Annotated in this window: 25 protein-coding genes and 1 pseudogene; 17 read left to right on the top strand and 9 right to left on the bottom strand. The window is 29.9% G+C overall.

What is annotated here, in order from left to right; translation table 11 throughout:
- Positions 1-43: 43 nt before the first annotated feature.
- Both dapB and purF read left to right on the top strand, forming a co-directional pair.
- Complete coding sequence (dapB, locus tag AJ936_RS06490) at positions 44-772, top strand: 4-hydroxy-tetrahydrodipicolinate reductase (protein ID WP_002880934.1); 729 nt, start codon at positions 44-46, stop codon at positions 770-772.
- A 1-nt stretch (position 773) separates the two neighbouring features.
- A complete protein-coding gene (gene purF / locus AJ936_RS06485) occupies positions 774-2111 on the top strand; it encodes an amidophosphoribosyltransferase (RefSeq protein WP_002880935.1) in 1338 nt (445 codons plus the stop codon).
- A 2-nt stretch (positions 2112-2113) separates the two neighbouring features.
- Here purF and fliI read toward each other — a convergent pair whose 3' ends face one another.
- A complete protein-coding gene (gene fliI, locus AJ936_RS06480; RefSeq protein WP_002854283.1) occupies positions 2114-3499 on the bottom strand; it encodes a flagellar protein export ATPase FliI in 1386 nt (461 codons plus the stop codon).
- Entirely contained in the window at positions 3499-4071 is a 573-nt protein-coding gene (folE, locus tag AJ936_RS06475) for a GTP cyclohydrolase I FolE (protein WP_002880936.1), read from the bottom strand. Before folE ends, fliI begins: the two co-directional genes overlap by 1 nt.
- Positions 4072-4213: 142 nt before the next feature.
- Between folE and tig the strand changes: the two genes are divergently transcribed.
- The 10 genes from tig (at position 4214) to AJ936_RS06425 (ending at position 12995) form a co-directional block, all read left to right on the top strand.
- Positions 4214-5548, top strand: coding sequence for a trigger factor (gene tig, locus AJ936_RS06470; protein WP_032599953.1), 1335 nt, complete (start codon positions 4214-4216; stop codon positions 5546-5548).
- Complete coding sequence (gene clpP / locus AJ936_RS06465) at positions 5548-6132, top strand: ATP-dependent Clp endopeptidase proteolytic subunit ClpP (protein WP_002861003.1); 585 nt, start codon at positions 5548-5550, stop codon at positions 6130-6132. The genes tig and clpP overlap by 1 nt, the downstream gene beginning before the upstream one ends.
- A 35-nt stretch (positions 6133-6167) precedes the next feature.
- Positions 6168-6695 carry a peptide deformylase gene (def, locus tag AJ936_RS06460; RefSeq protein ID WP_002861002.1) on the top strand — a complete coding sequence of 176 codons (528 nt, stop codon included), beginning with the start codon at positions 6168-6170 and terminating at the stop codon, positions 6693-6695.
- The gene (locus AJ936_RS06455; RefSeq protein ID WP_070274220.1) at positions 6692-8197 is read left to right on the top strand and encodes a YifB family Mg chelatase-like AAA ATPase; all 1506 of its coding nucleotides are present in this window, start codon (positions 6692-6694) and stop codon (positions 8195-8197) included. Before def ends, AJ936_RS06455 begins: the two co-directional genes overlap by 4 nt.
- A gap of 1 nt (position 8198) precedes the next feature.
- Complete coding sequence (locus AJ936_RS06450) at positions 8199-8897, top strand: NYN domain-containing protein (protein WP_052949937.1); 699 nt, start codon at positions 8199-8201, stop codon at positions 8895-8897.
- Positions 8881-10251 carry a bifunctional ADP-dependent NAD(P)H-hydrate dehydratase/NAD(P)H-hydrate epimerase gene (locus AJ936_RS06445; RefSeq protein ID WP_070274219.1) on the top strand — a complete coding sequence of 457 codons (1371 nt, stop codon included), beginning with the start codon at positions 8881-8883 and terminating at the stop codon, positions 10249-10251. The genes AJ936_RS06450 and AJ936_RS06445 overlap by 17 nt, the downstream gene beginning before the upstream one ends.
- A complete protein-coding gene (gene purN, locus AJ936_RS06440) occupies positions 10242-10808 on the top strand; it encodes a phosphoribosylglycinamide formyltransferase (RefSeq protein WP_002866343.1) in 567 nt (188 codons plus the stop codon). Before AJ936_RS06445 ends, purN begins: the two co-directional genes overlap by 10 nt.
- Positions 10809-10879: 71 nt before the next feature.
- Positions 10880-11599, top strand: coding sequence for a TerC family protein (locus AJ936_RS06435; RefSeq protein WP_070243065.1), 720 nt, complete (start codon positions 10880-10882; stop codon positions 11597-11599).
- Complete coding sequence (locus AJ936_RS06430; RefSeq protein WP_002870680.1) at positions 11592-11801, top strand: alkylphosphonate utilization protein; 210 nt, start codon at positions 11592-11594, stop codon at positions 11799-11801. The genes AJ936_RS06435 and AJ936_RS06430 overlap by 8 nt, the downstream gene beginning before the upstream one ends.
- A gap of 9 nt (positions 11802-11810) precedes the next feature.
- Complete coding sequence (locus AJ936_RS06425) at positions 11811-12995, top strand: metallophosphoesterase (protein ID WP_070243059.1); 1185 nt, start codon at positions 11811-11813, stop codon at positions 12993-12995.
- 12 nt (positions 12996-13007) lie between these two features.
- Here the strand turns inward: AJ936_RS06425 and AJ936_RS06420 are convergent, their stop codons facing one another.
- The gene (locus AJ936_RS06420; RefSeq protein ID WP_002860995.1) at positions 13008-14366 is read right to left on the bottom strand and encodes a hemolysin family protein; all 1359 of its coding nucleotides are present in this window, start codon (positions 14364-14366) and stop codon (positions 13008-13010) included.
- 124 nt (positions 14367-14490) lie between these two features.
- On the opposite strand from AJ936_RS06420, the gene AJ936_RS06415 reads away from it, so the two are divergent.
- Positions 14491-15621 carry an MFS transporter gene (locus tag AJ936_RS06415; protein ID WP_032599166.1) on the top strand — a complete coding sequence of 377 codons (1131 nt, stop codon included), beginning with the start codon at positions 14491-14493 and terminating at the stop codon, positions 15619-15621.
- Here the strand turns inward: AJ936_RS06415 and AJ936_RS06410 are convergent.
- The 6 genes from AJ936_RS06410 to AJ936_RS06385 are packed head-to-tail and all read right to left on the bottom strand — an operon-like array spanning position 15618 to position 21922.
- Positions 15618-16820 (bottom strand): putative transporter, encoded by a 1203-nt coding sequence (locus AJ936_RS06410; RefSeq protein ID WP_070243056.1) that lies wholly within the window; start codon positions 16818-16820, stop codon positions 15618-15620. The two genes, AJ936_RS06415 and AJ936_RS06410, sit on opposite strands and share 4 nt — an antisense overlap.
- A gap of 51 nt (positions 16821-16871) precedes the next feature.
- Positions 16872-17618, bottom strand: coding sequence for an energy transducer TonB (locus AJ936_RS06405; protein ID WP_070274218.1), 747 nt, complete (start codon positions 17616-17618; stop codon positions 16872-16874).
- Position 17619: 1 nt separating this feature from the next.
- Positions 17620-18030: a biopolymer transporter ExbD gene (locus tag AJ936_RS06400; protein ID WP_002870685.1), complete on the bottom strand. Its 411-nt coding sequence runs from the start codon at positions 18028-18030 to the stop codon at positions 17620-17622.
- Positions 18017-18778, bottom strand: a complete 762-nt coding sequence (locus AJ936_RS06395; RefSeq protein WP_070243048.1) for a MotA/TolQ/ExbB proton channel family protein — start codon at positions 18776-18778, stop codon at positions 18017-18019. Before AJ936_RS06395 ends, AJ936_RS06400 begins: the two co-directional genes overlap by 14 nt.
- Before the next feature lie 11 nt (positions 18779-18789).
- Entirely contained in the window at positions 18790-21069 is a 2280-nt protein-coding gene (locus AJ936_RS06390; protein WP_070274217.1) for a TonB-dependent receptor domain-containing protein, read from the bottom strand.
- Between the two features lie 10 nt (positions 21070-21079).
- Complete coding sequence (locus AJ936_RS06385; protein WP_052949929.1) at positions 21080-21922, bottom strand: ChaN family lipoprotein; 843 nt, start codon at positions 21920-21922, stop codon at positions 21080-21082.
- A 222-nt stretch (positions 21923-22144) separates the two neighbouring features.
- Between AJ936_RS06385 and AJ936_RS06380 the strand changes: the two are divergent.
- The 4 genes and pseudogenes from AJ936_RS06380 to AJ936_RS06365 all read left to right on the top strand — a co-directional run bounded on the left by AJ936_RS06380 (position 22145) and on the right by AJ936_RS06365 (position 25784).
- Positions 22145-22275, top strand: a pseudogene (locus AJ936_RS06380) (hypothetical protein).
- Entirely contained in the window at positions 22272-23276 is a 1005-nt protein-coding gene (locus AJ936_RS06375) for a Fe(3+) ABC transporter substrate-binding protein (RefSeq protein WP_070243046.1), read from the top strand. Before AJ936_RS06380 ends, AJ936_RS06375 begins: the two are co-directional and overlap by 4 nt.
- A complete protein-coding gene (locus AJ936_RS06370; RefSeq protein ID WP_070243045.1) occupies positions 23276-24892 on the top strand; it encodes an iron ABC transporter permease in 1617 nt (538 codons plus the stop codon). Before AJ936_RS06375 ends, AJ936_RS06370 begins: the two co-directional genes overlap by 1 nt.
- A complete protein-coding gene (locus AJ936_RS06365; RefSeq protein WP_072223564.1) occupies positions 24876-25784 on the top strand; it encodes an ABC transporter ATP-binding protein in 909 nt (302 codons plus the stop codon). The genes AJ936_RS06370 and AJ936_RS06365 overlap by 17 nt, the downstream gene beginning before the upstream one ends.
- Positions 25785-25819 lie beyond the last annotated feature (35 nt).

Genomic DNA, 25819 nt, shown 5'->3' with positions numbered 1-25819 from the left:
CAAAATAAATGCTAAAATCAATATTTTATTTTCAAGGAAAAAGATGATTAAAATAGGAATTTATGGCGCTAAAGGACGCATGGGAAAACAGATTGAAGAATGTTTAAAAAGCGAAACGCAAGCACAAATTTCGATACTTTATAATAAGGGTGGAAATTTAGAAGAGCTTTTTGAAAAAAGCGATGTGATTATTGATTTTTCTTCCCCAAGTGGAACTCATGAGCTTTTAAATTATGCAAGAACTATGCCTAAACCTTTGGTAATAGGTACAACAGGACTTGATGAGAAAATTTTACATTTGATGCAAAGTGCTAGTGAAGTGATGCCGATTTTTTATGCGACCAATATGTCTTTAGGTGTTGCAGTTTTAAACTATCTTGCTAGTAAAGCCAGTCAAATGCTAAGAAATTTTGATATAGAAATTTTAGAAATGCATCATCGCCATAAAAAAGATGCACCAAGTGGTACGGCTATGACTTTAGCCCAAAGTGTAGCAAAAGCTAGAAATTTAGAACTTGAAAAAGTAAGAGTAAGTGGAAGAGATGGCATTATAGGTGAAAGAAGCAAAGATGAAATTTCTGTGATGAGTTTAAGGGGTGGCGATATAGTAGGACGCCATACAGTAGGTTTTTATGAAGATGGGGAATTTTTAGAACTTAATCATACCGCTACTTCAAGGGCGACTTTTGCTAAAGGTGCGATTAAAATCGCTATTTGGCTTAGTAAGCAAGAAGCAAAAATGTATTCAATCAATGATTTTTTAGGAATTTAAAATGTGTGCAGTTGTAGGAGTTATCAATTCAAAAAATGCTAGCACTTATGCGTATTATGCACTTTTTGCTATGCAACACCGTGGGCAAGAGGCAAGTGGTATTAGTGTGAGTAATGGTAAAAATATTAAGACTATTAAAGCTAAAGGTGAAGTGAGTCAAATTTTTAATCCTGATAATCTAAAAACTTTAGAAGGTGAAATCGCTATAGGGCATAATCGCTATTCTACAGCAGGAAATTCAAGTTTAAATGACGCTCAGCCCATAGCAGCTACTTCGGTTTTAGGTGATATTGCTTTAGCGCATAATGGAAATTTAGTTAATAAAGAAGAAGTAAGATCAAGACTTATTCAAGATGGGGCTATTTTTCAAACCAATATGGATACAGAAAATCTTGTCCATCTTATCGCAAGAAGTAAGCAAGAAAGCTTAAAAGATAGATTTATTGAGAGTTTAAAAGAATGTATAGGGGCTTATTGTTTTGTTTTAGCAAGCAAAGATAAACTTTATGTTGTAAGAGATCCTCATGGAGTACGTCCTTTATCTTTAGGACGTTTAAAAGATGGAGGCTATATAGTTGCTAGTGAAACTTGTGCTTTTGATCTTATAGAGGCTGAATTTATTCGTGATGTTAAACCAGGGGAAATGCTTATTTTTACTCAAGGAAATGATAAATTTGAAAGTATAGAACTTTTTTCTCAAACTCCTAGAATTTGTGCTTTTGAATACATTTATTTTGCTAGACCTGATAGCATAGTAGAAGGCAAAAGCGTGTATGAAGTGCGTAAAAAAATGGGCGAAGCTTTAGCTAAAAAATTTGTTTATAAAGCAGACTTTGTCGTGCCTGTGCCAGATAGTGGAGTAAGTGCAGCTATAGGTTTTGCGCAATATTTACAAATCCCTCTTGAAATGGCAATAGTAAGAAATCATTATGTAGGAAGAACCTTTATAGAGCCAACTCAAGAGCTTAGAAATTTAAAAGTAAAACTAAAGCTTAACCCTATGCGTAAAGTTTTAGAAGGCAAAGAAATTGTAGTCATTGATGATAGCTTGGTGCGTGGCACTACTTCTAAAAAAATAATTTCTTTACTTCGTGCTGCAGGAGCGAGCAAAATCCATCTTGCCATAGCTTGTCCTGAGATCAAATTTCCTGATACTTATGGCATAGATACTCCAACTTTTGAAGAACTTATCAGCGCAAATAAAAATACTGAAGAAGTGCGTGAATATGTAGAAGCTGATACGCTAAGTTTTTTAAGCATAGAAGAATTAACCCAAAGCATAGGCAATGAAAGGAAATATTCTTTAATCAGTTTTGATGGGGATTATTTTATTAAATAATTTTATTTTAAATTAGGATTAGGCAAGGTTGCACTTGCACTTCCTACATTTATATTTTGAGTTGGTGGCAAAGGAGTATTTGGTGTATCAATTTGACTTAAAAGCTCTAAAGTTTGATTAAATTCGAAGCTTTCTTCAGGATTTTGCCCTAAGAATTTTTGCATAAATTCTTTTTTAGAAATAGCTTCATCAAGTTCTTTATCACTTCCTTTTTGATAGGCACCGATGCGAAGCAATACTTCATTTTCTTTTAAAAGCGAGTTTAAACGCTTAAATTTTCTTGCCCAAAGTTTATGTTCAGGACTTATAATGTCACTCATCACCCTTGAAGCAGAGTTTTGTATATTAATAGGAGGATAAATTCCAAAGTCTGTTAATTCACGACTTAAAACAATGTGTCCATCTAAGATAGAACGACTTTGATCAGCAATTGGATCGCTCATATCATCTCCATCTACCAAAACGGTAAAAAAGGCTGTTATAGTGCCTTTACCTTCTTCTTTACCCGTTCTTTCCATGAGTTGAGGCAAAAGACTTAAAACACTTGGTGGATAACCTTTGGTTGTAGGAGGTTCTCCAAGAGCTAGTCCTATTTCTCTTTGCGCCATAGCAAAACGCGTTACACTATCCATGATAAAAAGTACATCTTTACCTTGTTCTTTAAAGTATTCTGCCACACTCATTGCACAAAAAGCACCGTATTTACGCATCAAAGCACTATCATCACTTGTAGCAACAATAATCACTGTATCATCGAGCTTTCCGCCTAAATTTTTTTGTATAAATTCAGGAATTTCACGCCCCCTTTCTCCTATGAGTGCCACTACCTTTATAGGAGCTTTGGAATTTTTAACTATCATTCCCATAAGAGTGGATTTTCCTACCCCGCTTCCTGCAAAAATACCAAGTTTTTGCCCTACACCACAAGTTAAAAGTGCGTCTATGGTTTTAACACCCACGGGAAAAACTTCTTCTATAAGCCCTCTTTTCATCGCATCAATAGGTGCACGCATTATAGGCATATATTTACTTACTTCTATAGCTCCTTTACCATCTTTTGGACGCATAAAAGGATCTACTACTCTGCCTAAAAGTTCATCGCTAACGCCTATTTGCATACCTGCATCACTTATGAAAGCACGATCGCCTATCTTAAAACCTTCTATAAAAGAAAATGGGCTTAAATAGCTAAATTGTTCTTTGATTTCTACGACCATAGCTAGAGTGTTTAAATTTTCATTTTCATTGGAAACTAACTTCACTATATCTCCAACCCCTGTTTTAAGCCCACGAATTTCTATACTTGTAGCAGAAATTTTTGTAATCTCTCCAAAAATAGCACTTAAATTTTCTTTACCAAGTTTGGAACGTAGTTTTTCAAGATTCATTAAAATCTTACCTGTTTAGCAGAGTTTATGAGAGAAAAAAATTCCTCTCTAGTTTTTTCATTTTTCAAGAAAATTCCACGCAAAGCTGAAGTTGTAGTGGTGGAATTAGCTTTTTGTACTCCACGCATTTCAACACACATATGTCTTGCTTCTATGACTACACCCACACCTTTTGCATCGACATTTTCCATTAAAGCTTGTGCGATTTGTTCGGTAAGTTGTTCTTGAATTTGAAGTCTTCTTGCAAACACTTCTACAAGGCGTGGAATTTTGCTTAAACCTACTACTTTTTTATTAGGGATATAGGCTACATGAGCACGCCCAAAAAAAGGTAAAAGATGATGTTCGCAAAGACTGTAAAATTCTATATCACGCACCAAAACCATTTCATTATTAGAGCTTTCAAATAAAGCATTATTTAAAATATCTTTGACATTTTGCGTATAACCACTAGTAAGAAATTCATAAGCTTTAAAAACACGATTTGGTGTTTTAATCAGTCCTTCACGATTTGGATTTTCTCCTATAATTTCAAGCATAGTTTTAACACAATCTTCAAATTTTTTTTGCAAATTTTTCTCCAAAAATATTTTTATTATTTTAATAATAATGTAATATTGCAATTTTATCATAAATTACTTTAAAATTTTATGCAAGTAATAAGGAAAAATTTGCTATGATTGAAAGCAAATTTTATTTTATAAGGAAAAAACTATGGAAGTAAAGGCAAAGCAACTAGATTCTGTTAATGCGACTGCTAGTGTAAAAATTCCTTCAGGAATGATCAAAAGTGAAGTAGAAAATTTAGCAAAAAAAGCTTCTAAAAGTGTAAAAATGGATGGGTTTAGACCAGGAAAAGTTCCTGTAAGTGCTGTACTTAAAAGATATGAAAGAGAACTCACTCAAGACGCGGAACAAAATCTTTTTAAATCTGCTGTAAATAGTGCTTTACAAGAACTTAAAAAAGAAAGTAAAGAGCTTGTAGGTGAGCCATATTTTGAAAAATTTGATCGTAAAGATGGAGAAATTATTGCTGAGTTAATACTTTCTTTTAAACCTGAAATCAAACTTGAGGGTTATGAAAAACTCATTCCTGAATACCAAACTCCAAAAGTAGGTAAAAAAGAAATTGATGAGAAAAAAGATGAACTTTTAAAGCGTTTTGCTACTCCTGAAGCTATAAAAACAAAAAGAGCTTTAAAAGAAGGTGATTTTGCAAAATTTGATTTTGAAGGTTTTGTAGATGATAAAGCTTTTGAAGGTGGTAAAGCTGAAAATTATGTTTTAGAAATTGGTTCTAAGCAATTTATTCCAGGTTTTGAAGATGGTATGGTAGGAATGAAAATAGGTGAAGAAAAAGATATCAAAGTAACTTTCCCTAAAGAATACGGTGCAGCGCATTTAGCGGGTAAAGATGCCGTATTTAAAGTAAAACTACATGAAATTCAAGAGCTTAAAATTCCAGAACTTGATGAAGAAATGCTTAAAAAACTTTTACCAGGAGAAGAAAAAACTAGTGTTGAAGTTTTAGATGAAAAATTAAAAGAGCAAATCAAAAACGAAAAGCTTTTTAAACTTGTAAATGACGAATTAAAAGGTAAATTTGCAGATGCTTTGATTGAAAAATATAATTTTGATTTACCTAAAGGCATAGTAGAACAAGAAACTGATATGCAAATGCGTGCAGCTTTTAATACTTTTAGCGAAAAAGAAATTGAAGAGCTTAAAGCAAGTAAAGAAAAATATCAAGAAAAACGTGATTCTTTTAAAGAAGAAGCGCAAAAAAGTGTAAAACTTACTTTTATTATTGATGAGCTTGCAAAATTGCGTAAGATTGAAGCAAATGATCAAGAATTGATTCAAGCGATTTATTTTGAAGCATATCGCTATGGTATGAATCCAAAAGAGCATTTAGAAAACTATAAAAAACAAGGAGCTTTACCTGCTGTGAAAATGGCTTTAATTGAAGAAAAACTTTTTAATGATATTTTTATGCCAAAATCGGAAAAATCGGAAAAATCGAGCAAAAAAGAGAAAGAAGATAAATAATGTTTATTCCTTATGTTATTGAAAAATCCAGTCGTGGTGAAAGAAGTTATGACATTTATTCACGCCTTTTAAAAGATAGAATTATTATGCTAAGTGGCGAAATTCATGATGAACTTGCTGCTTCTATCGTAGCACAACTTCTTTTTTTAGAAGCTGAAGATCCTACAAAAGATATTTATCTTTATATCAATTCTCCAGGCGGTGTCATTACAAGTGGTTTTAGTATTTATGATACTATGAACTATATCAAACCTGATGTTTGTACGATTTGCATAGGACAAGCTGCTTCTATGGGAGCATTTTTGCTTAGTTGTGGCGCAGAAGGAAAACGTTTTGCTTTGCCTAATTCACGCATTATGATTCATCAACCTTTAGGTGGAGCTAGAGGTCAAGCCACAGATATTGAAATTCAAGCTAAAGAAATTTTAAGACTTAAAACTATACTTAATGATATTTTGGCAAAAAATACTAAGCAAAAAGTTACAAAAATAGCAAAAGATACAGAAAGAGATTTTTTCATGTCAGCACAAGAAGCTAAAGAATATGGACTGATTGATAAGGTTTTGGAAAAAAGTTTTAAATGATTTCTTTGGAGATCATTTAAAACAAAGGTTTTTTAATGGTTAGAAAAATTATCACTTATCCTAATCCTAGACTTTTTTTAAACTCTGAAATTGTAAATAAATTTGATACAGAACTTCACACCTTGCTTGATGATATGTATGAAACTATGATAGCAAGTAATGGAGTAGGTTTAGCAGCTATTCAAGTGGATATTCCTTTGCGTGCTTTACTTGTGAATATTTTTGATGAAAATGATGAACAAAAAAAAGAAGATTTGCTAGAGATTATTAATCCTGAAATTATTCCTTTAGATGAAGAAATGATCACTTGCACAGAAGGGTGTTTGAGTGTGCCAGATTTTTTCGAAGAAGTAAAACGCTATAATCATATCTTACTTAAATATCAAGATCGCTTTGGAGAATTTAAAGAACTTGAAGCAAAAGGTTTTTTAGCTGTGGCCATTCAACACGAAAATGATCATTTAAATGGACATTTATTTATAGAAAAAATTTCTTTTGCTAAGCGTCAAAAATTCGATAAAGAATTTAAGAAAAAGAAGAAAAATCATAAAAAAGAGAAATGAAAAAACTAAAGTGCATAAGCTTTCATGAAGGCTTAGACATTATAGAGGTAGAATCCACTTTTACAAGAGGTTTGCCAAATTTAAGCATAGTAGGACTTGCAAGTGTAGCGATTAAGGAAAGTATCGAACGCATCAAAGCCACGCTTTTAAGTTGTGATTTTGCTTTTCCTGCTAAAAAAATTACTATCAATCTTAGTCCTTCAGGCATCCCAAAAAAGGGATCTCATTTTGATTTGGCCATTGCTTTATTAATCCTTTTGCAAAATGAAGAATTAGATGACTTTTTTGTAGTAGGAGAATTAGGACTTGATGGAAGTATTAAAAGCACTAACGAGCTTTTTTCTTTGCTTTTGTTTCTCTCTGCTAAAATTAAAAAAGCTAAAATCGTTGTTCCAAAAAGCATAGCTCAAAAAGCTTCCATGATACCAAATTTGGAGGTTTATGGACTTGAAAATTTAAATGAAGCAATAGAGTTTTTTAAAGAAAAAAATTATGAAAATTTTCACTTCTCGCACAATCATCCTTTATTTACAAACCCTTTGCAAATAGAAAATGAAATTTTTTTACAAAATATGGATTTTAAACTTGATTTTAAAGACATCAAAGGGCAGGAAAAAGCTAAAAGAGCTTGTATGATAGCTGCTTTAGGTATGCATAATATCTTATTTGAAGGAAGTCCAGGAAGTGGTAAAAGTATGTGTGCTAAACGTCTTGTTTATATCATGCCTCCTCAAAGTTTAAGTGAAATTTTAATGCAAAATGCTTATATGTCTTTAGATTCAAAAGATTGTGAATTTACTAAAATTCGTGCTTTTCGTCATCCTCATCATACTTCTACAAGAGCAAGTATTTTTGGCGGAGGAACAAAAAATGCTAGAATTGGAGAAGTCGCACTTGCAAATGGTGGAGTATTGTTTTTTGATGAATTTCCACATTTTAACAAGCAAATCATAGAGAGTTTAAGAGAACCTTTAGAGGATTATAAAATTCATATTTCAAGAGTAAATTCTAAAATCACTTATGAAACAAAATTTAGCTTTATAGCCGCTCAAAATCCTTGTCCTTGCGGAAATTTATTTTCTAAAAATCTTTCTTGTGTTTGTAGTGAAAATGAGATTAAAAAATACAAAAATCACATTTCAGCTCCTATTATGGATAGGATTGATCTTTATGTAGCTATGGATGAGATTAGTAAGGATGATAAAACGAGTATAAGTTCTAAAGAAATGAGTGAAAAAATTTTACAAGCTTTTATTTTTGGTAAAAAACGAGGGCAAAAAGAATTTAATGGGAAATTAAAAGATGAAGATTTGAGTCGTTTTTGTGTATTGGAAAAAGATGCCAAAGATACGCTAGATTTAGCAATTTCACGTTATAATCTTTCTTTGCGATCGCTCAATAAAATTTTAAAAGTTTCAAGAAGTATAGCGGATTTAGAACAAAGTCTTAATATTAACAAAACTCATATTTTAGAAGCTTTAAGCTTTAGAGCAAGGAATTAAAATGGAAAATAAAAGTATAGCTATCTTTATAGATGCAGAAAATATCCCTGCAAAATATGCTAAAAGTATTTTTGATATCGCTTCAGATTATGGAGAAGTTATCATTAAACGCATTTATGGGGATTGGACTCAAAAAAATATACAAGGTTGGAGAGAGCAAATTGCTGAATATTCTTTAATCGCTATGCAACAATTTAATTTTGCGGCCAACAAAAACTCAAGTGATATGTATTTAATCACTGAAATCATGTCCATATTTTATGAAAAAAATATAGATATTTTTGTTATTGTTTCAAGCGATAGCGATTATACTTCACTCATTCAAAAATTAAGAGAAAATAAAAAACAGGTTATAGGAATGGGGCTTGAAAAATCTATAAAATCCTATGTAAATGCCTTTAGTGAATTTTTTTATTTAGATAAAGATGAGAGTAAAAAAGAAGATATTTTAAGTAAGGATTATTTAAGAGCTTTAATCAATATCACCGAACAGCTCATCGATGAAAAGGGGCGTGCCGAATACGCACTAATACGCACTAATATGAACCGCAAATACTCGGATTTTCATCCGCAAAATTATGGTTTTAAGAATTTTCGTGCTTTGATCCAGAAATTTTTACCTAAAATGAAAAAATTTGAAGAAGAAAGAGAAAAAAATATATATTTTTTGGTGAAAAAAGATTATGAAAGCTATTATTGATAATATAAACATTTTAGAACAAAATGCTATAAATAAAGGCTTAGATGAGCTTATTTTAATGGAAAATGCGGGATTAAATTTAGCCAAACTAATTAAAAAAGAAGCTAAAAAAATCTGCATTCAACGCAAGATTAAAAAAGTAAAAATACTTTTTTTATTAGGCGGGGGTAACAACGCTTCAGATGGCTTGGTGGCTTTAAGAAATTTAAAACACGCTAAAGCTTATAAAGTAGGCTTTAAAGAAAATACGCTTTTTAAAAAACAAGAGCAAATTTTACAAAATTATGCTTTTAAATTTTGTAAAAAAGAACCTGATTTTAAAAAATTTCATATTATCATTGATTGTATTTTAGGCACAGGCTTAAATCGTTGCTTAGATGAAAAAACAAGTTTAATAATTCAAAAAGTTAATCAAAGCAAGGCTTTAAAAATAGCTTGTGATATGCCTACAAATTTGGGATTTTATCCTTGTTTTAAAGCTAATATTACACTTTGCATGGGAGCCTTAAAGGAAATTTTACTTGAAGATTTTGCTAAGGAATTTGTAGGAAGGATTAAAATAGCCAATTTAGGCATTAGCTCTAAGAAATTTTACCCTAATTCTCAAGCTTTTTTGCTTGAAAAAAAAGATTTAAAAACTATAGATAGAAAAATCAACGCTAATAAAGGAAATTTTGGCCATATTTATATAGTTGCCAATGCAAGCGCTGGAACTTTAGCAGGACTTGGAGCCTTAAATTTTGGAGCAGGTCTTGTTTCTTTAGTAGCACAAAAAAGCTTCTCGCCTCTTTTGATGTTAAAAGAAAAAATTGAAAATAATGCAAGTGCTATTGCTTTAGGTATGGGGCTTGAAAATTTGGATTTTCTAAAAGATGAAATTTTGCAAAACACTCCTTTGATCTTGGATGCAAACTGCTTTTTAAGTGAAGCTTTGCTTTGGTATTTAAACAGAAAAGATGTCGTTATAACCCCTCATCCAAAAGAATTTATAAGACTTTATAAAATATGCTTTGATGAGGATTTAAATATAGAAACATTGCAAAAAAATCGCTTTTTCTACGCTAGAAAATTTTCACAAAATTATGATTGTGTTCTTGTTTTAAAAGGAGCAAATCCTATTATTGCACAAAAAGAAAAATTATTTGTTGTAAATTTAGGAAATCAAGCCTTAGCTAAAGGTGGGAGTGGAGATGTTTTAAGTGGAATGATTGCTGCGCATTTAGGTTTTGGTTTTAGTGCTTTAGAAGCAGCAAAAAATGCTACTTTAGCCCATGGACTTGTTGCAAAGAAATATAAATTTAATAAAAATAGCTTTGATGCTTTAAAACTTATCAAAGGATTAAAATGCTTGTAAAATTAGCTGTACTTTTTAGTGGAAATGGAAGTAATTTAGAAAATATTTTAGAAAAACTTCATAAAAAAACTATAGGAGAAAATACCTATGAAGTAGTACTTTGCCTTTGCAATAAAAAAGATGCTTTTGGTATACAAAGGGCAAAAAAATTTGGTCTTGATACTGTGATTGTTGATCATAAGGCTTATAATACTCGTGAAGAATTTGATACGATTTTGGTACAAAAGATCAAAGAAAGTGGAGCAAATCTTACTGTATTAGCAGGTTTTATGAGAATTTTAAGTCCTGTTTTTACAAAAAATATTAAGGCAATTAACCTTCATCCTTCTTTATTACCCCTTTTTAAAGGAGCACATGCGATTAAAGAAAGCTATGAAAGTGATATGAAAGTAGCTGGTGTGAGTGTGCATTGGGTCAGTGAAGAACTTGATGGTGGAATGATTATAGCTCAAAAAGCTTTTGAAAAAAGAAATTTGAGTTTTGAAGAATTTGAAGAAAAAATTCATAGTCTAGAACATGAAATTTTACCCTTAAGTGTGATTGAAATTTTTTCTTAAAGAATTAAAGGTATTTGCTTTAAAACTATAAAATATCGCTTTAAAAAATTTTAAAATTTTCAAGGAAATTTATGTTTGAATGGATATTTAGTATTGATGCTTGGATTACTTTAGCTACTTTAAGTGCTCTTGAAATTGTACTAGGGATAGATAATATCATTTTTTTAGCTATTTTAGTAAGTAAACTACCCCCTGAACATCGTGATAAAGGACGTATCTTAGGTTTAGCTTTTGCAATGATTACAAGAATTTTACTTCTTTTATCTCTTTTTTGGGTGATGAAACTTGTAACACCTTTGTTTAGTGTATTGGGCAATGAAATTTCAGGTAGAAATCTAGTTCTTTTACTAGGTGGGCTTTTCTTGATTGTAAAGTCTATTAAAGAAATTAAAGAGCAAATTTCTCATCAAGAAGAAAGCCAAAGTCATTTTAAAGCAAGCAATAAACTTTGGATAGTTGTAGCTGAAATTGCTGTGATTGATATAGTATTTTCACTTGATAGTGTTATTACCGCGGTAGGAATTGCTCAAGATGTAACCATCATGATTATCGCTGTTATTATCGCAGTAGCTGTGATGCTTTTTGCTTCTAAACCTATAGCAGATTTTGTTGAAAAATATCCAAGCATTAAAATTTTAGCCTTAGCTTTTTTGGTGCTAATAGGCGTAGTTTTAGTTGCTGAAAGTTTTGATATTCATATTGATAAGGCATATATTTATACTGCTATGGCTTTTGCTTTAGTGGTGCAAATTTTAAATATTTTAGATCAAAGAAAGGAAAAAAATGGCTAAAGACGCTAATGGAACAGAACTTAACGCAGGTGATAGCGTGAGTGTAATAAAAGATCTTAAGGTTAAAGGTGCAAGTACAACTTTAAAACGTGGAACTACTATAAAAAATATTAAGCTCACTTCTAAAGAAAATGAAATTGAGGCTAGAGTAGATAAATTTGGCGTTATTGTTTTAAAAACTGAATTTTTAAAGAAAATCTAGGCAAAAAATGTGCGAATCTTACTTGTTTTAAGAGGGAATTATTACGCAGGACAAGAAGAATTTATCAAAAATAATAAACTTCAAAATTATACACTTGATTTAAATGCTTTGCGTCTTTTATCAGGAAGCATTAAAAATATAGTCAGTGAATATAAAATTTTAAATGTTAAAAATGATGAAGATTTGAGTAAAATTTTACTCAAACTTCTAGAAATGCGTATGCAAAAAGGTGAGTTTTGCATCATAAACGCTTACAATGAAACATTAAAAATTTACAAAGACTTAGCTAAACAATATCGCTATAAAATGTATGTTATTGTTTTTGATAGCTCTTTAAAACAATGTCAAGAAAAAAATCTTTTAGAAGCTAAAAAAAATGGATATATCATCCCTTATGCTCTTTTGGAAAAAACTCAAGATTTACTCAAAAAAAATCCAAAAAAATACCCAATTTTAGACTCGAGCGATTGGAAAAAATGTCTTTACCAAATGCCAAATTTAAGTAAATATAAAAAAATTCATCATATAGGAGATTTACAAGGTTGTTATAGTGTTTTAAAAGAATACATTAAAACAATCAAAGAAGATGAATTTTATATATTTTTGGGAGATTACATCAACAGAGGTATAGAAAATGGCAAAGTAATAAAATTTCTTTTAAAAATTTGCGAAAAAGAAAATGTATGCTTATTAGAAGGAAATCACGAAAGACATCTTATAAAATGGGCTAATGGAGAATTGTCAAATTCCAAAGAATTTAATGAAAATACTTTAAAGGATTTTAGAAAAGAAAAACTTACTCCAAGAGATGCTAGAAAACTCTATCCTCATCTAAAAGAATGTTTATACTACAAATTCCAAAATAAATTCATATTTTGTTCACATGGAGGAGTAAATTTTATACCCTCCAAACCTGAAAAAATAAGTTTTATACCAAGCCATGATTTTATTTATGGTGTAGGTGGATATGAAGACAGTCAAAAAGTGGCAAATCAATTTTGTAATTTCACCTCGGACAATCTTTATCAAATCTTTGGACACAGAAATAAAGAAAAACTTCCTATGAAAATAGCCAAAAGAGTATTTTTATGCGAGGGTAAAATAGATGATGGTGGATATTTACGCGTAGTTACACTAGATAAAAAAGGTTTTGAGTGTATTGAAATTAAAAATCAAATTTACAAAAAGAAATAAGCCTAAAGAGGCTTATTCTTCATCTTTATTTGTTTTTTTAACTACCTTAACACGCTCTATAGAATTCCCATCCATTTTTTTAACTTCATAGTAACAAAGTTCATCTTCAATGCGATCTCCTACTATAGGCAAGCGTCCTAAAAGATTAAATACATATCCACCTATAGTAACCTGTTCTAAATCCTCATCATAGTTTATTACAAGCATTTCTTCAACAGTTTCTATATCGCATCGTCCTTGAAATTCATAAATATTTTCAGCAAGTTTTTTATAGCTGTCTTCTTCATGCTCGCTTTTAATTTCGCCAATAATTTCTTCCATGATATCTTCCATGGTTAAAATTCCAGCAGTTCCACCATACTCATCAACTACTAATGCAGTATGAGAGCGTTCTTTATTCATCATTACAAGTACTTTTGAAATGCTGATATTTTCAGGAACCAAAATCAAAGGTTTAACAAAAGTATCTAAATTTTGACTTTTATGGCTTAATTCATTTTGTATTATATCTCGTATGTGTATCATCCCTAAAATAGTATCTTTAGAACCGTCAATATAAGGAAAGCGAGTATGTTTATGTTCACAAATGATTTGCATATTTTCTTCGTAACTTTTTTGTTTATTTAGACAAATCATATCTTTTCTAGGAGTCATAATCTCTTTAGCAACAGTATCTGAAAAATCAACAGCATTGCGTATGATCTCTGTTTCAAATTCATCTAAAACTCCACCTTTTTGACTCTCACTTGCTATGATTTTAATTTCTTCTTCGCTATGAGTTAGTTCGCTTTCTTTAGCAGGTTTTATTCCAAAAAGTTTCAAACTTATAGCTGCTAAAAAATCGAAAATTTTAATACAAGGCAAAAAGAGTATCCAAAACCAATGAAGCGGTCTAGCTATAAATAAAACCGCTTTATCCGCAACTGCAATAGCTATACTTTTTGGCACAAGTTCTCCTAAAACCACATGTAAAAGAGTAATAATACTAAAAGCAATAATAAAAGCTATAGTATGGATAATAACAGTGCTAAAACCAAGATTAATAAGCGGAATTTCTAGCATTTTTGCAATAGCGGGTTCACCTATCCAACCAAGAGCTAGAGAACTTAAAGTGATTCCTAATTGACAAGCACTAAGATAAGTATCAAGTCTTGAAGTAACCTCCAAAGCTTTCTTAGCACCAGCTTTTTTTTCTTTTACCATCTCTTCAAGCTTGGAACGACGTACTTTAACAATACTAAATTCAGACAAAACAAAAAAACCATTTAAAAACACTAGAGCAAGTGCAACAACAACCATAAGTATAGAATATCCTGCATCAAAAGATGCTGTAGAAGTTTGGTTTAAATCCAAAACCTGACTGGGGTCCAATGAAGCTCCTTAAGAAATAAAATATTATTAAACCTTATTATACACAATTAAAAGTAAAATTTTTGCTTAAAGACTCTTTTAATTAAACTTTAATTTTTGTTATAGTTTAATTAAAATTATGAAAATACTAAAAATTTTAATTATTTTTTGTGCCCTATTAACCTTAGCTATCGTTTATGCTCCACAACCTATAACTCCTTTACTTTCTAGTTATTTTAATGTGAGTTTGCATCAAATTTCTTGGGTGATTAGTATCACACTCATTCCTTTGGCTGTAGCTCCTTTAATTTATGGATATTTGCTTGAAATTTTTTCTTTAAAAAAAATTCTTATTTTTTCTTTGTTTATGTGTGCATTTTTTGGAATCATCGGAAATTTAAGCAATAATTTTTATTTTTTTCTTTTCTTTAGATTTTTACAAGCTCTTTGCATACCTGCTATACTTACAGCACTTCTTACCTTACTTAGTCGTTTAGAAAATGAAAATATACAAAAAAATATAGCAATTTATATAGGTGCTACAACTTTTGGAGGTTTTGTCGGTAGAGTGTTTGGGAGCTTTTTAAGTGATCTTTTTTCTTGGCATTTTGCTTTAAATTTTTTTGCTATTTTAATGCTTTGTTCTGGTTTTTTGTTTTTATTTTTTAAAGAACACTGCACCAATTTAAATACGCAAATTTCACTAAAAGATTTTTTACCTTTTATCAAAGAGGTTAAATTTATAGTGATTTTATCCTGTGTTTTTATCATCTTTTTTTCCTTTCAAAGCATAGTAAGTTTTTTACCCTTCCATTTAAAAGAAAGTGTAGCCAATATCACACAAACACAAATTGGACTTGTTTATTTGGGCTTTTTAACAGGAGTTATTAGCTCCCTACTTATAGGAAAAACTATAGCTTTTTTTGGTTCAAAAATTCGCACAGCCATTTTTGGTTTTGTTGTTTTTATTACAGGTTGTTTTTGTATGTTAATAAATAATTTTTACTTCACATTTTTTGCCATGTTTGTGTTTTGTAGCGGAATGTTTATTAGTCATTGTATATTTTCAGGACTTTTAAATTCATCTACCAATAAAAAAGGATTGGCAAATGGGCTATACTTAGCATTTTATTACAGTGGGGGTGCTATAGGTTCTGTATTGCCAAGTTTTTATTATGAAAGTTTTGGCTGGGAATTTTTGTGTATATTCACAGCCTCTTTGCTTTTTATTGCTTTACTTGTTTTTATTAAATTTAGATATTTTTATAGGCACTAATGTTTTTTATAAGCTATGTTTTTCTCAAATTCTTTTAAACGCTTATGTATACTTCTAAGTTGAGTGATAGTTGTCCAGTTTGTGATAAAAACACTAAAAGAGCTTCGCACTTGATCAAAAGCATTGTTAATCTGCATTACAATACCAAGTCCTATAGCTCCAGCAAAAAGCCCTGGTGCCATGATTAAAAATGGCACTATAACTATCATTTGCTCAAATAAAATGAGCCAAATATTAAAATATCCATAATGTAAAAAAAGTCTTTTATAGTTAAATTTAAGTCCTGTAAAAAGCTCTATCATAGTCTCATTTTTAGCGTATTCTTTGCGATTATCCTCAGCATAAACAAGCTCTTTTCTAAAAGCTGCTTCAGCTTTTTGATTATTGTATTCAAGTCCAGGAAGCTTAATACCTACAAACCATGACACAACCAAGCCTCCTAAAGAAATCAAAAGTGCAATATAAACAAGCAAACCATCAATGTTTTTTAAAAAATAAAAAGAAGAATTTTCACTTAAATTTGCAAATAAAGCTTTACTCACAACATCACTTAAACTCCATAAAATCGGAATAAATGCTACAAGGGTCATCAAAGCTTTTATAAAACTAAGTCCTAAACTCTCTACGATTTTAGAAAAATTATAAGTATCTTCTTGAATTCTTTGTGAACTTCCTTCTATATTATCATCTTTATTTTTCCAAAATTTTAAATAAGAAAAAGTCATAGCCTCACGCCACTTAAAAGCATATACACTAGCAAAATAAATATTAATCGTAGCGATTAAAACATAAGGAATAGCAATAGCTAAAAAAACTAAAATCAAAGCATAAAAATCATTTGCTGAATAATTCGGCTTTTCAATCATAGCCCTAGAGTTGAAAAAATATTCTAATAAATTTTGATAATAATACAATGCACCTTTATTGATAAAATTAGCTTTTTGGAAATTTTGTTCAGCTCTTTGATTAGCCTCTTGGATTAAAGTGGCATTATTTTCGAAATTAGTTTCTATTTTTTGTGTTGAATTTGAATCTAAAATTTCTATTTTAGGTTTTTGCAAGACATTATAAAAATCACTATACCATGAATTTATAGCAACATTAAGACTTGTTTGAATAAAAAGAAAAAACAAGAGTAAAAAAAGTCCTAAATAAGCCCATAAAGCCCATTTTTTACTTGCAAAAAATGAAGAAAACATGCTACCACCTTTTAAAATAAAAATTTTAATCAACTTTATTTAATCAAGAGTTTATTTTTTACCTAAATAGTCTTTAATATTGTAATCAATAGGCATAACAAAACTGATTTTATCACCATTTTTTAACATTTCTTTAGGCGGTTTTGGCAATGGAGAAGCTCTTTTAAATAAACTTAAAACTTCATCATTGAGCGCTGCATAAGGGCAAGATTTTTTAAGCTCTTTGCTTAAGACATTTCCGCTTTCATCAATGCTTACGCGAATTCTTACAACGCCTTCTTGTTTTTGCATTATCGCTTCTTGAGGATATTTTTTAAATTTAGTCAAATGAGCCATAAGCAAAGCTTGATAGCTTTTAACTTGTTCTTTGGCATTGCCACTTACTATAGTTTGTGTTTTATCTTCATTACTTTGTAGCGGAGCACTGAGCGATTCATTTTTAAATTTTGAATTTTCACTTGCATTAGCTATTTCTTTTTGAGCTTGGTTTTCATCTTGCTTTTCAATCTTTTTTTGAACTTTTAATACAGCATTTTTATCTTGAGAATTAAGACTTATTCTTTCGTCTTGTTTCTTGTTTTTATCTTGAGAATTACTCTTTTTTTGATCGATCGAAACTTCTTTTAATTCCCCGATAGGAAGCTCTGATACCATCATAATGGAAGTAAATTCCGCTCCTTGTTTAAAATCAACACCACTTGATTTTTCTTGAGTATAAAAAGAAAAAAGGAAAAACATTAATACCAAAGTATGCAATATCAAACTTAACACAAACCCAAAAATCACACTAGACTTCATACTAATCCACCTTTTTACTTGAAAGAGCTATTTTTCCATAGCCATTCTCTTTTAATTTTTGCATTACTTGCATAATATCTTCATACTTTACACTTTTATCGATATGAAAATAAATAATTTCTTCTTTATTGCCTTTGGTTTTTATATCTAAAGCACTTGAAAGATTTTCTAGGCTTAATTTATCATCATTAATAGCCAAAGTATTATCAGTATTTAAATAAAGTATGATGGGATTTTTAAGCTTATCCTCTGCTTGCTGCGAACTCTTGGGTAATTCTATTTTGATAGAACTTGTGATAAGAGGAGTAACAGTCATAAAAACAATTAATAATACAAGCATAATATCTATAAAAGGAGTTATATTGATCTCACTTAACTCCTCTTCTTTATGAGCCATTTCAGTTTTTATCATTAAAATAACTCCTATGAAAAAGTATATAGACAAAATTTGCAAGCTCATCTAAATGGTGCATAAGTCTTAAATTTTTTCTTGTAAGATAATTATAAAAAAGCACTGCAGGGATAGCAGCTATCAAGCCAAAAGCTGTAGCAAATAAGGCTTCAGCTATACCAGGTGCAACGACTGCCAAAGAAGCATTGCCAAGATTTGCTATACCTATAAATGCATTCATAATTCCCCAAACTGTTCCAAAAAGCCCTATAAAAGGTGCGCTAGCACCTATACTCGCAAGTAAACTCAAACCATTTTTGCTTGCTGTGATTTGTTTTGAGACGGTATTTTGTAAACGCAATTCTATACGCTCTTTTATGTGATCATTTTTATATTCACTTTTTTCAAGCTCATCTTGAATTTCTAAAGATAAAACACCTGCAAAATCCTTTGTCTGATCTAATTCATTGAGATTTTTTAATTCTTTTATCTTGTGGATAGACAAGTCTAGATTTTTCTTCATAAAATAAAATTGCATAAGCTTGGAAATAAAAACTGCCCATGCTAAAATGGAAAATAAAACCAACATATAAATAACGCCTTTTACCACTTTATCGGCATTCTGATAAAGACTAGAAAGAGAAAGCTCTATTTTAGGTGCTTCGATTTCTATCTTGGGAGAATCAAACGATAAATTTATATCTGTTACATTTACTTCTGCATTTAAATTTAACAATAAAAAACAAAATAAAAACATTTTTTTTAACATTTGTATATTCCTTAATATTTATATTCAAAACTTACTATAAAAGTACGGCCGCGAGCAGAGTTATTATAAATATAAATAGGATCAAATAACCCTCCAGCATTTTGACTATCACCAGTATTATAAGTATAAAGCGCATCCATATAGTTTTTGTCAAATAAATTTTGTATCTCTGCTTTGATTGTAAAGTTTTTCAAAATTTTATAATTTACATAAAGATCAACGATAGTTGGTATTTTTGGTAATTCATCTGTAGTTTTAAGCGGAGCCATAGCATCAGGATTACTTGGATCATCATCCAAACTGCCTACAGGAGCTACTCTCTTTGCTTTTCCTGTATATTTAGCAAGAGCTCCTAGGATTAGTTTTTCTTCAAATAATCTTACACCCATATCAAGATTAGCATAATGCTCTGGAAGTTGAGCAAATTGACTTTGGCCTGATTGTGCTCCACCTGTTTCTAAAGATTCTGTATCTGAAAATTTATGCTTGGATTTTTGATAAGTATAAGATAGTATAGAATAAAAAAACCCCGTATCGTATTTAAACTCAAGCTCAACTCCGTGGAATTTAGCTTTTTCATCATCATTTAATTGCATAAGAAAGATAGTATTGCCAGCTTTTTGCCAATATCTTCTATTATAAATATAATTTTTCACCTTAGTATCATAATAAAGCACTTTAAAACCTAAAGTATCATTATTGTTTAAAATTTCATGTGCAAAAGAATTGAAACCAATTTGATAAGTATCTGCACTTTCAGCCTTTAAAAATGTATTCATATTATGCTCAAAACTTGCATCATGAGTAAAAAAATACTCTTGAACATTTGGGATTCTATGGCTTTTAGAATAAGAAATAAAAGGATTGAAAAGTGGATGGATATCTGCTGAAAGCATTAAAGAATAATTAAAATTATTGTAATCCTTTTCTAAATTTGTCGCATTTTTTGGCTGACAATAAGGATTAGCCATGCTACAAACTCCCTTATATCCACTTAATTGTGCATTGATCCAATTGACATTAGAATTTAGGGTGAAAATTCCCTTTGTAAAACTCGTATCCAAATAAAGGGTTTTAATATCTTGTTTTCCTTTAGGATAAAAACTAGTCAAAATATAAGGCAAAAGCACTCTATCTTTTGGAAAATCATTGCTATAATGATTATTTAAAATATTAATCCCATAAGTAAAATACAAATTTGAATCTTGTGAAAATTCTTTATTCATGGTATTGCTAAGATCAAAAGTTACCGCTCGATTTTTAGTCTTAACTCCACTCATATCGTGATAACCCCAAGTGCTGCCTTGATTATACTTTTGCTTTCCGTCATTATAAGCAAATAAAAATTTTAAATCCAAAAGATTAGAATCAGGATTTAAACGATAGTCAATTTGATAAGTATCATTTGCAATCTTTCTACCTGCAAGATTGTTCTTATAAGCTCTATAGTTTAAAATCGCCTCATTGATATCAGATTTGTATTCTACTTTAAAGAGTTGACTTCTAGGCTGATTATAAAGATTGTTTGGATTTATAGGTGCTGCTAAATTATCATCTGGAATGCCATCATCATCAGTGTCAATTGGGGGTTTTTGATCGCCTATATAGCCTCCACCTCCGATTTTATAATTTTGAGAAACATTTTGCCCACTATAAGCAAATAAAATGCCTAAATTAGCATTATTTTCTAACATAGTTTTTCCTGCTATAGCACCCATAAAATCAGGCCCTATAGCATTGCTACCATAAGAGTATTTTCCCAAAAAACCAAAAACTCTTCCTTCTTGTACTATATCATCTACACCTATAGTTCTAAAATTAGCCGAACCCATTAAAGCATTAACCCCATTTGCTCCATTAAAAGTTCCACGATTAACATCTAAGGCGACTAAAAAATTTTTATCTATTGGAGCTGTAAAACTTGAAGTTCCAATTTGCCCATGAAAGCTATCATCACTTGCAGAACCAAAAAAAGTTTGAGTTACGCCATCAATTTGTGTATTTACTCTTCCAAGTCCTGTCATACCGCGAATATTTACTGAAATTCCCCCCCCCTGTGCTTGATCTACTTGAGTATAAGCACCAGGAACACTACGTACTATAGAATCTATACTTTGAGTGCTTGAATTTAAATTATCTCTTGTGCTTGTTGCTCCAGGAGTTACAAAGGGCTTTTCATCGTTTTTGATTTTTGAGCCTGAAATTTCAAGACTATCAAATTCTAATTCTTCGGAAAAAGCATAATTAGCAAAACATAAACCCATAACACAAAATAAACTTAATTTTTTCATTAATTTTTCCTTAATAATAAATAAAAGTATAATCACTGTCTTTTAAATCCATTCCTCCATAGTTTAAATTCACTACAACTATTTTTTTGCTGCTTTTAAAATCTTGTATATGTAAAGGAATTCCTATTTTTTTACTTGTATGATAGCTTCCAGCTAGCAATAAAACTTTATTTGGATGATGAACCAATACATCCGCCATACGCCTGTCTTTAAATTGCTGAATTTCTACTAATTTATCTACCAATTTTTTATTTTCTTCAGGATTTAACTCATGGCTTAAGGATATAATGTCAAAAAGTTGTTTTTTTACTTCATTTGTGGTTGAAACATAACCCTTTAAGGGCTGAGCCCCATTATAAATACTTGTAATTTCTGAGCGTGAAAGATTTGCACCTAATATTTTTGACCTTGAATAAAAAACCACATTGACAAATTGCTCATAATCTTTCCATTTCCAGCTTTTATCCCAGTTTAGCGCATTAGCAAGTTCGTTAGCCTTAATGTTTTTTTTATTTTTTAAGGCTTTATCCAAGTGATTTTGTTCCGTGCTTGCTAGCATTTCTAAAGCTACATCAAAGCTGATATTTTGAGAACTTAAATTTCCTTCTAAAGCATTAAAAATCATAACTTGACTTATCTTGTGCTTTGCTTCATCGTGTTTTTCGCCAAGCAGTATCACATCTGCTTTTAGCAATTCTAAAATCATATCTTCAAAAGAAATCTTTTTTTGAGTATGCATATCAAGTATATAAAAATCTTTATTTTCTTGAAGTGGAGATGATTTTTGCAAAACGGTACAAGCATTAAAGATAAAACCTATAAATAGCGTGCCTAGTATAATATAAAATTTCATTATTATTGTTACCTTCTTAGCAAATAATTTTTGATATTGAATATTAATATTTTATATATAAAAATACTCTTAAATATTTATATTAAAATTTAATTAATTATAATTATTATCAAAATTTATTATAATAAAATGAAAATATTTATCAGTTATAAAATTATTAAATTATTTTATATTTACTTTTTAATATTAATATTTCTTATCAAAATATTTAAAAAGGAATTAATGTCTATGAAAAAAATAATTTTATTTTTACTATGCGTTGGCTTTGCTTTTGCTTGCTCTGAACATTCTCATACTGATTTTAAAGATCTTAATAAAACCAAGTATAATTCTCAATAAAGGATAAAATATGAAAAAAATCTTCTTTATGTTTTTAACGGCTTTTTCATTTTTAGGTGCTAGCGAGCTTAATATTTACTCAGCAAGACATTATGATGCTGATTTTGAAATCATAAAAAAATTCGAAGAAAAAACAGGCATTAAGGTCAATCATACTCAAGCTAAAGCTTCAGAACTTATTAAAAGGCTTTCTCTTGAAGGAAATAACTCTCCTGCTGATATTTTCATCACAGCTGATATTTCAAATCTTACAGAAGCTAAAAATTTAGGACTTTTATCCCCTGTTTCATCAAAATATTTAGAAGAATTTATACCTGCTCATTTAAGAGATAAGGATAAAGAATGGTTTGCGATTACAAAAAGAGCAAGAATTATTGCTTACAATAAAAACGCAAATATCGACATTAGCAAAATGAAAAATTATGAAGATTTAGCAAAAGCTGAATTTAAAGGAGAAATTGTCATGAGAAGTGCTACAGCTCCTTATAGCAAAACTCTTTTAGCATCTATTATAGCTAATGATGGAAGTAAAGAGGCTAAAGCATGGGCTAAAGGTGTACTTGAGAATCTTGCGACAAACCCAAAGGGTGGGGATAGAGATCAAGCCAGACAAGTATTTGCAGGCGAAGCTAAATTTGCAGTTATGAATACTTATTATATAGGGCTTTTAAAGAATTCTAAAAATCCAAAAGATATAGAAGTGGGGAATTCTTTGGGTATTATTTTTCCTAATCAAGACAATAGAGGAACGCATATTAACATTAGCGGTATTGCTATGACAAAATCAAGTAAAAATCAAGATGCGGCTAAAAAATTTATGGAATTTATGTTAAGTCCTGAAATTCAAAAAATTCTTACTGATAGTAATTATGAATTTCCTATAAGAAATGATATAGAATTAAGCCAAACTGTAAAGGATTTTGGAACTTTCAAAGAAGATCAAATTCCTGTGAGTAAGATAGCAGAAAATATTAAAGAAGCTGTTAAAATTTACGATGAAGTCGGTTTTAGATAATGTATAAAACCCTAAAATACTATAAACTCGGGGCAATTTTACTTGCCCTTTTTCTTGCTTTACCTATTTTTGGTATTTTTGCTGAACTTTTTTATATTTTATTTCAAAATTTTAATACAAGTAATTTAACCCAATTTTCATCTATTAAAGAAAATTTGAGTCATTTTTTTGATTATTTATTTTTAAAATTCATCAAAGATACTTTTATAATTAGCGTGGGAGTATTGTGTTTAAGCTTGATTTTGGGTGTGAGTTCTGCTTATTTGATTGCAAATTATGATTTTTATTTCTGTAAAATTTTAGAAAAATTACTCATTTTACCCTTGGCCATACCTGCTTATATTTTAGCCTTTGTTTATGTGGGAATTATGGATTTTCAAGGATTTTTTCATGAAAATTTTGGCTTTAGGATAGATTTTTTCAATCATTATGGTGTTATTTTTGTTTTGGCTATTTCTTTATATCCTTATATTTATTTATTTGCTAAAACAGCTTTTAAGAGTGAAGCTAAAGAGGCTTATGAAGTAGCTAAAATTATGAAATATTCTGAATTTAGAATTTTTACACGCGTGGCACTTTTGAGTGCAAGACCTGCCATTTTTTCTGGAGCTTTATTGGTTTTAATGGAAACTTTAAGTGATTATGGTGCAAGTGCTTATTTGGGAGTGGATACTTTTTCGGCTGGAATTTTTAAACTCTGGTATGATTTGAATGATTCTTATTCTTCTAGTGTTTTATCGGGTATTTTAATGCTTTTTGTATTTTTGATTATGTATGTGGATTATTATTATAAAAATAAACATCATTATAGTTTTAATCAAAATTTAACTCTTTTTATCAAAAAAAGAAAATTAAATCCTATTAAACAAATTCTATCCTGTATTTATTGTTTTATGATTGCTTTGGTAGGTTTTATTTTACCTTTTCTTTGGCTAGTTTATTGGGGGCTAAAAGATCATAAGCTTTTTGAATCACAATTTTATATTATCAGTTTTCAAACTATAATCTTAGCTTTAATCACTGCTTTAATTACCACTCTTTTAGCTTATTTTTTGATGTTTAGTTCTAGGATAGTTAAAAATCATTTTTTTAATTTATTTATTTTAAAAATAAGTTCTTTGGGTTATTCTATACCTGCTGCTGCTTTAGGGATTAGCATTATAGTGCTTTTTGTATTTTTGGATAAAATTTTTCACACGAGTTTATTGGGAAATTCTTTATTTGTTCTTGTTTTTGCTTATATAATTCGTTTTTTAGCGAGTGCAATTTATTCTTTAGAAGGAGGTTATAATAAAATTCATCTAAATATTGATGAGGCAAGTTTAAATTTAAGAGCGAGTTATTTTATTTTATTTTTTAAAATTCACACACCTTTAATGAAACATTTTTTATTTTTAGCTTTTATTATTGTTTTTATTGATACGATTAAAGAACTTCCTTTAAGTAGAATTTTAGCACCTTTTGGCTTTGAAACTTTAAGTGTTAAAGCTTTCTGGTTTGCAAGTGATGAAAGAATTTATGATGCAGCTTTGCCTTCCTTGTTTATCGTTTTTCTTTCTTTAATGGTTGTTGTTTGGATGGATAAAATCACAAGGAAAGATGATGTTAGAAATTAAAAATTTATCTAAAAATTTTGGAAAAATACAAGCTTTAGAAAATATCAATCTTCATGTCAAAGAAGGAGAATTTTTAAGCATTTTAGGAGGTAGTGGAAGCGGAAAAAGCACGCTTTTAAGGATTATTGCTAAGCTTGAACAAGCTAGTTCTTATGATTTGTTTTCTTGCAAAGGTGAAGTGGCTTTGATGTTTCAAAATTATGCTTTATTTCCTCATTTAAATGTTGAGAAAAACATACTTTTTGCACTTTACGATAAAAAAGATAAAAATCAAATTTTAAATCATTTGCTTAAAACTTTTGAAATTGAAGATTTAAGATATAAAAAAATCGATGAAATTTCAGGAGGGCAAGCGCAAAGAGTGGCTTTTGCTAGAGCTATAGCAAGAGGATGTAAGCTTTTGCTTTTAGATGAACCTTTTTCTAATTTGGATCAAAATTTAAAACAGGATTTAAGAAGAGAATTGAAAAAAATGATAGAAAATCAAGGCATTACGGCTATTATGGTAACTCATGATATTGAAGATGCTTATTGCATGTCTGATCAAATCGCTTTTTTAGAAAAAGGAAAAATCTTAGCTCATGCAAATCCTAAAGAGCTTTATTTTAAGCCTGATTTTAAAAGTGCGCAAATTTTACCTGATTTAAATATCATAGAAGAAAAACTTGATTTAGAAGATGAATTTTTTGCTTGGATAGCTTCAAAAAATTATATTTTTGGTTATGCAGAGCTTAAAATAGGAAATCGCTTTGAGGCTAAAATTTTACAAAAAGAATTTTTAGGGGCTTTTTATAGACTTAAGTTAAGATATAAAAATATAGAATTTTTTATGTTATTAAGTTCAAATTATAACTTAGAAGAAAAAATAAATTTTGATATTATCAATTTTTAGCTAAAATTCCTAAAAATCTTTTAAGGACAAATTTC

This window comes from Campylobacter sp. BCW_6877, from assembly GCF_001762445.1.
Classification (GTDB): Bacteria; Campylobacterota; Campylobacteria; order Campylobacterales; family Campylobacteraceae; genus Campylobacter_D; species Campylobacter_D jejuni.
Note: the sequence above shows the minus strand (reverse complement) of the source record. Positions and strands in the feature narration are given on the sequence as shown.

Coding starts and splice junctions, on each gene's coding strand:
- AJ936_RS06410 (WP_070243056.1), bottom strand. CDS start 16,820: ATGTTTTCTTCATTTTTTGCAAGTAAAAAATGGGCTTTATGGGCTTAT.
- AJ936_RS06375 (WP_070243046.1), top strand. CDS start 22,272: ATGAAAAAAATCTTCTTTATGTTTTTAACGGCTTTTTCATTTTTAGGT.
- AJ936_RS06445 (WP_070274219.1), top strand. CDS start 8,881: ATGAAAGCTATTATTGATAATATAAACATTTTAGAACAAAATGCTATA.
- AJ936_RS06365 (WP_072223564.1), top strand. CDS start 24,876: ATGATGTTAGAAATTAAAAATTTATCTAAAAATTTTGGAAAAATACAA.
- AJ936_RS06405 (WP_070274218.1), bottom strand. CDS start 17,618: ATGAAGTCTAGTGTGATTTTTGGGTTTGTGTTAAGTTTGATATTGCAT.
- AJ936_RS06455 (WP_070274220.1), top strand. CDS start 6,692: ATGAAAAAACTAAAGTGCATAAGCTTTCATGAAGGCTTAGACATTATA.
- AJ936_RS06370 (WP_070243045.1), top strand. CDS start 23,276: ATGTATAAAACCCTAAAATACTATAAACTCGGGGCAATTTTACTTGCC.
- AJ936_RS06430 (WP_002870680.1), top strand. CDS start 11,592: ATGGCTAAAGACGCTAATGGAACAGAACTTAACGCAGGTGATAGCGTG.
- purF (WP_002880935.1), top strand. CDS start 774: ATGTGTGCAGTTGTAGGAGTTATCAATTCAAAAAATGCTAGCACTTAT.
- AJ936_RS06435 (WP_070243065.1), top strand. CDS start 10,880: ATGTTTGAATGGATATTTAGTATTGATGCTTGGATTACTTTAGCTACT.
- AJ936_RS06395 (WP_070243048.1), bottom strand. CDS start 18,778: ATGTTAAAAAAAATGTTTTTATTTTGTTTTTTATTGTTAAATTTAAAT.
- tig (WP_032599953.1), top strand. CDS start 4,214: ATGGAAGTAAAGGCAAAGCAACTAGATTCTGTTAATGCGACTGCTAGT.
- AJ936_RS06450 (WP_052949937.1), top strand. CDS start 8,199: ATGGAAAATAAAAGTATAGCTATCTTTATAGATGCAGAAAATATCCCT.
- dapB (WP_002880934.1), top strand. CDS start 44: ATGATTAAAATAGGAATTTATGGCGCTAAAGGACGCATGGGAAAACAG.
- AJ936_RS06390 (WP_070274217.1), bottom strand. CDS start 21,069: ATGAAAAAATTAAGTTTATTTTGTGTTATGGGTTTATGTTTTGCTAAT.
- fliI (WP_002854283.1), bottom strand. CDS start 3,499: ATGAATCTTGAAAAACTACGTTCCAAACTTGGTAAAGAAAATTTAAGT.
- purN (WP_002866343.1), top strand. CDS start 10,242: ATGCTTGTAAAATTAGCTGTACTTTTTAGTGGAAATGGAAGTAATTTA.
- AJ936_RS06385 (WP_052949929.1), bottom strand. CDS start 21,922: ATGAAATTTTATATTATACTAGGCACGCTATTTATAGGTTTTATCTTT.
- clpP (WP_002861003.1), top strand. CDS start 5,548: ATGTTTATTCCTTATGTTATTGAAAAATCCAGTCGTGGTGAAAGAAGT.
- def (WP_002861002.1), top strand. CDS start 6,168: ATGGTTAGAAAAATTATCACTTATCCTAATCCTAGACTTTTTTTAAAC.
- AJ936_RS06400 (WP_002870685.1), bottom strand. CDS start 18,030: ATGATAAAAACTGAAATGGCTCATAAAGAAGAGGAGTTAAGTGAGATC.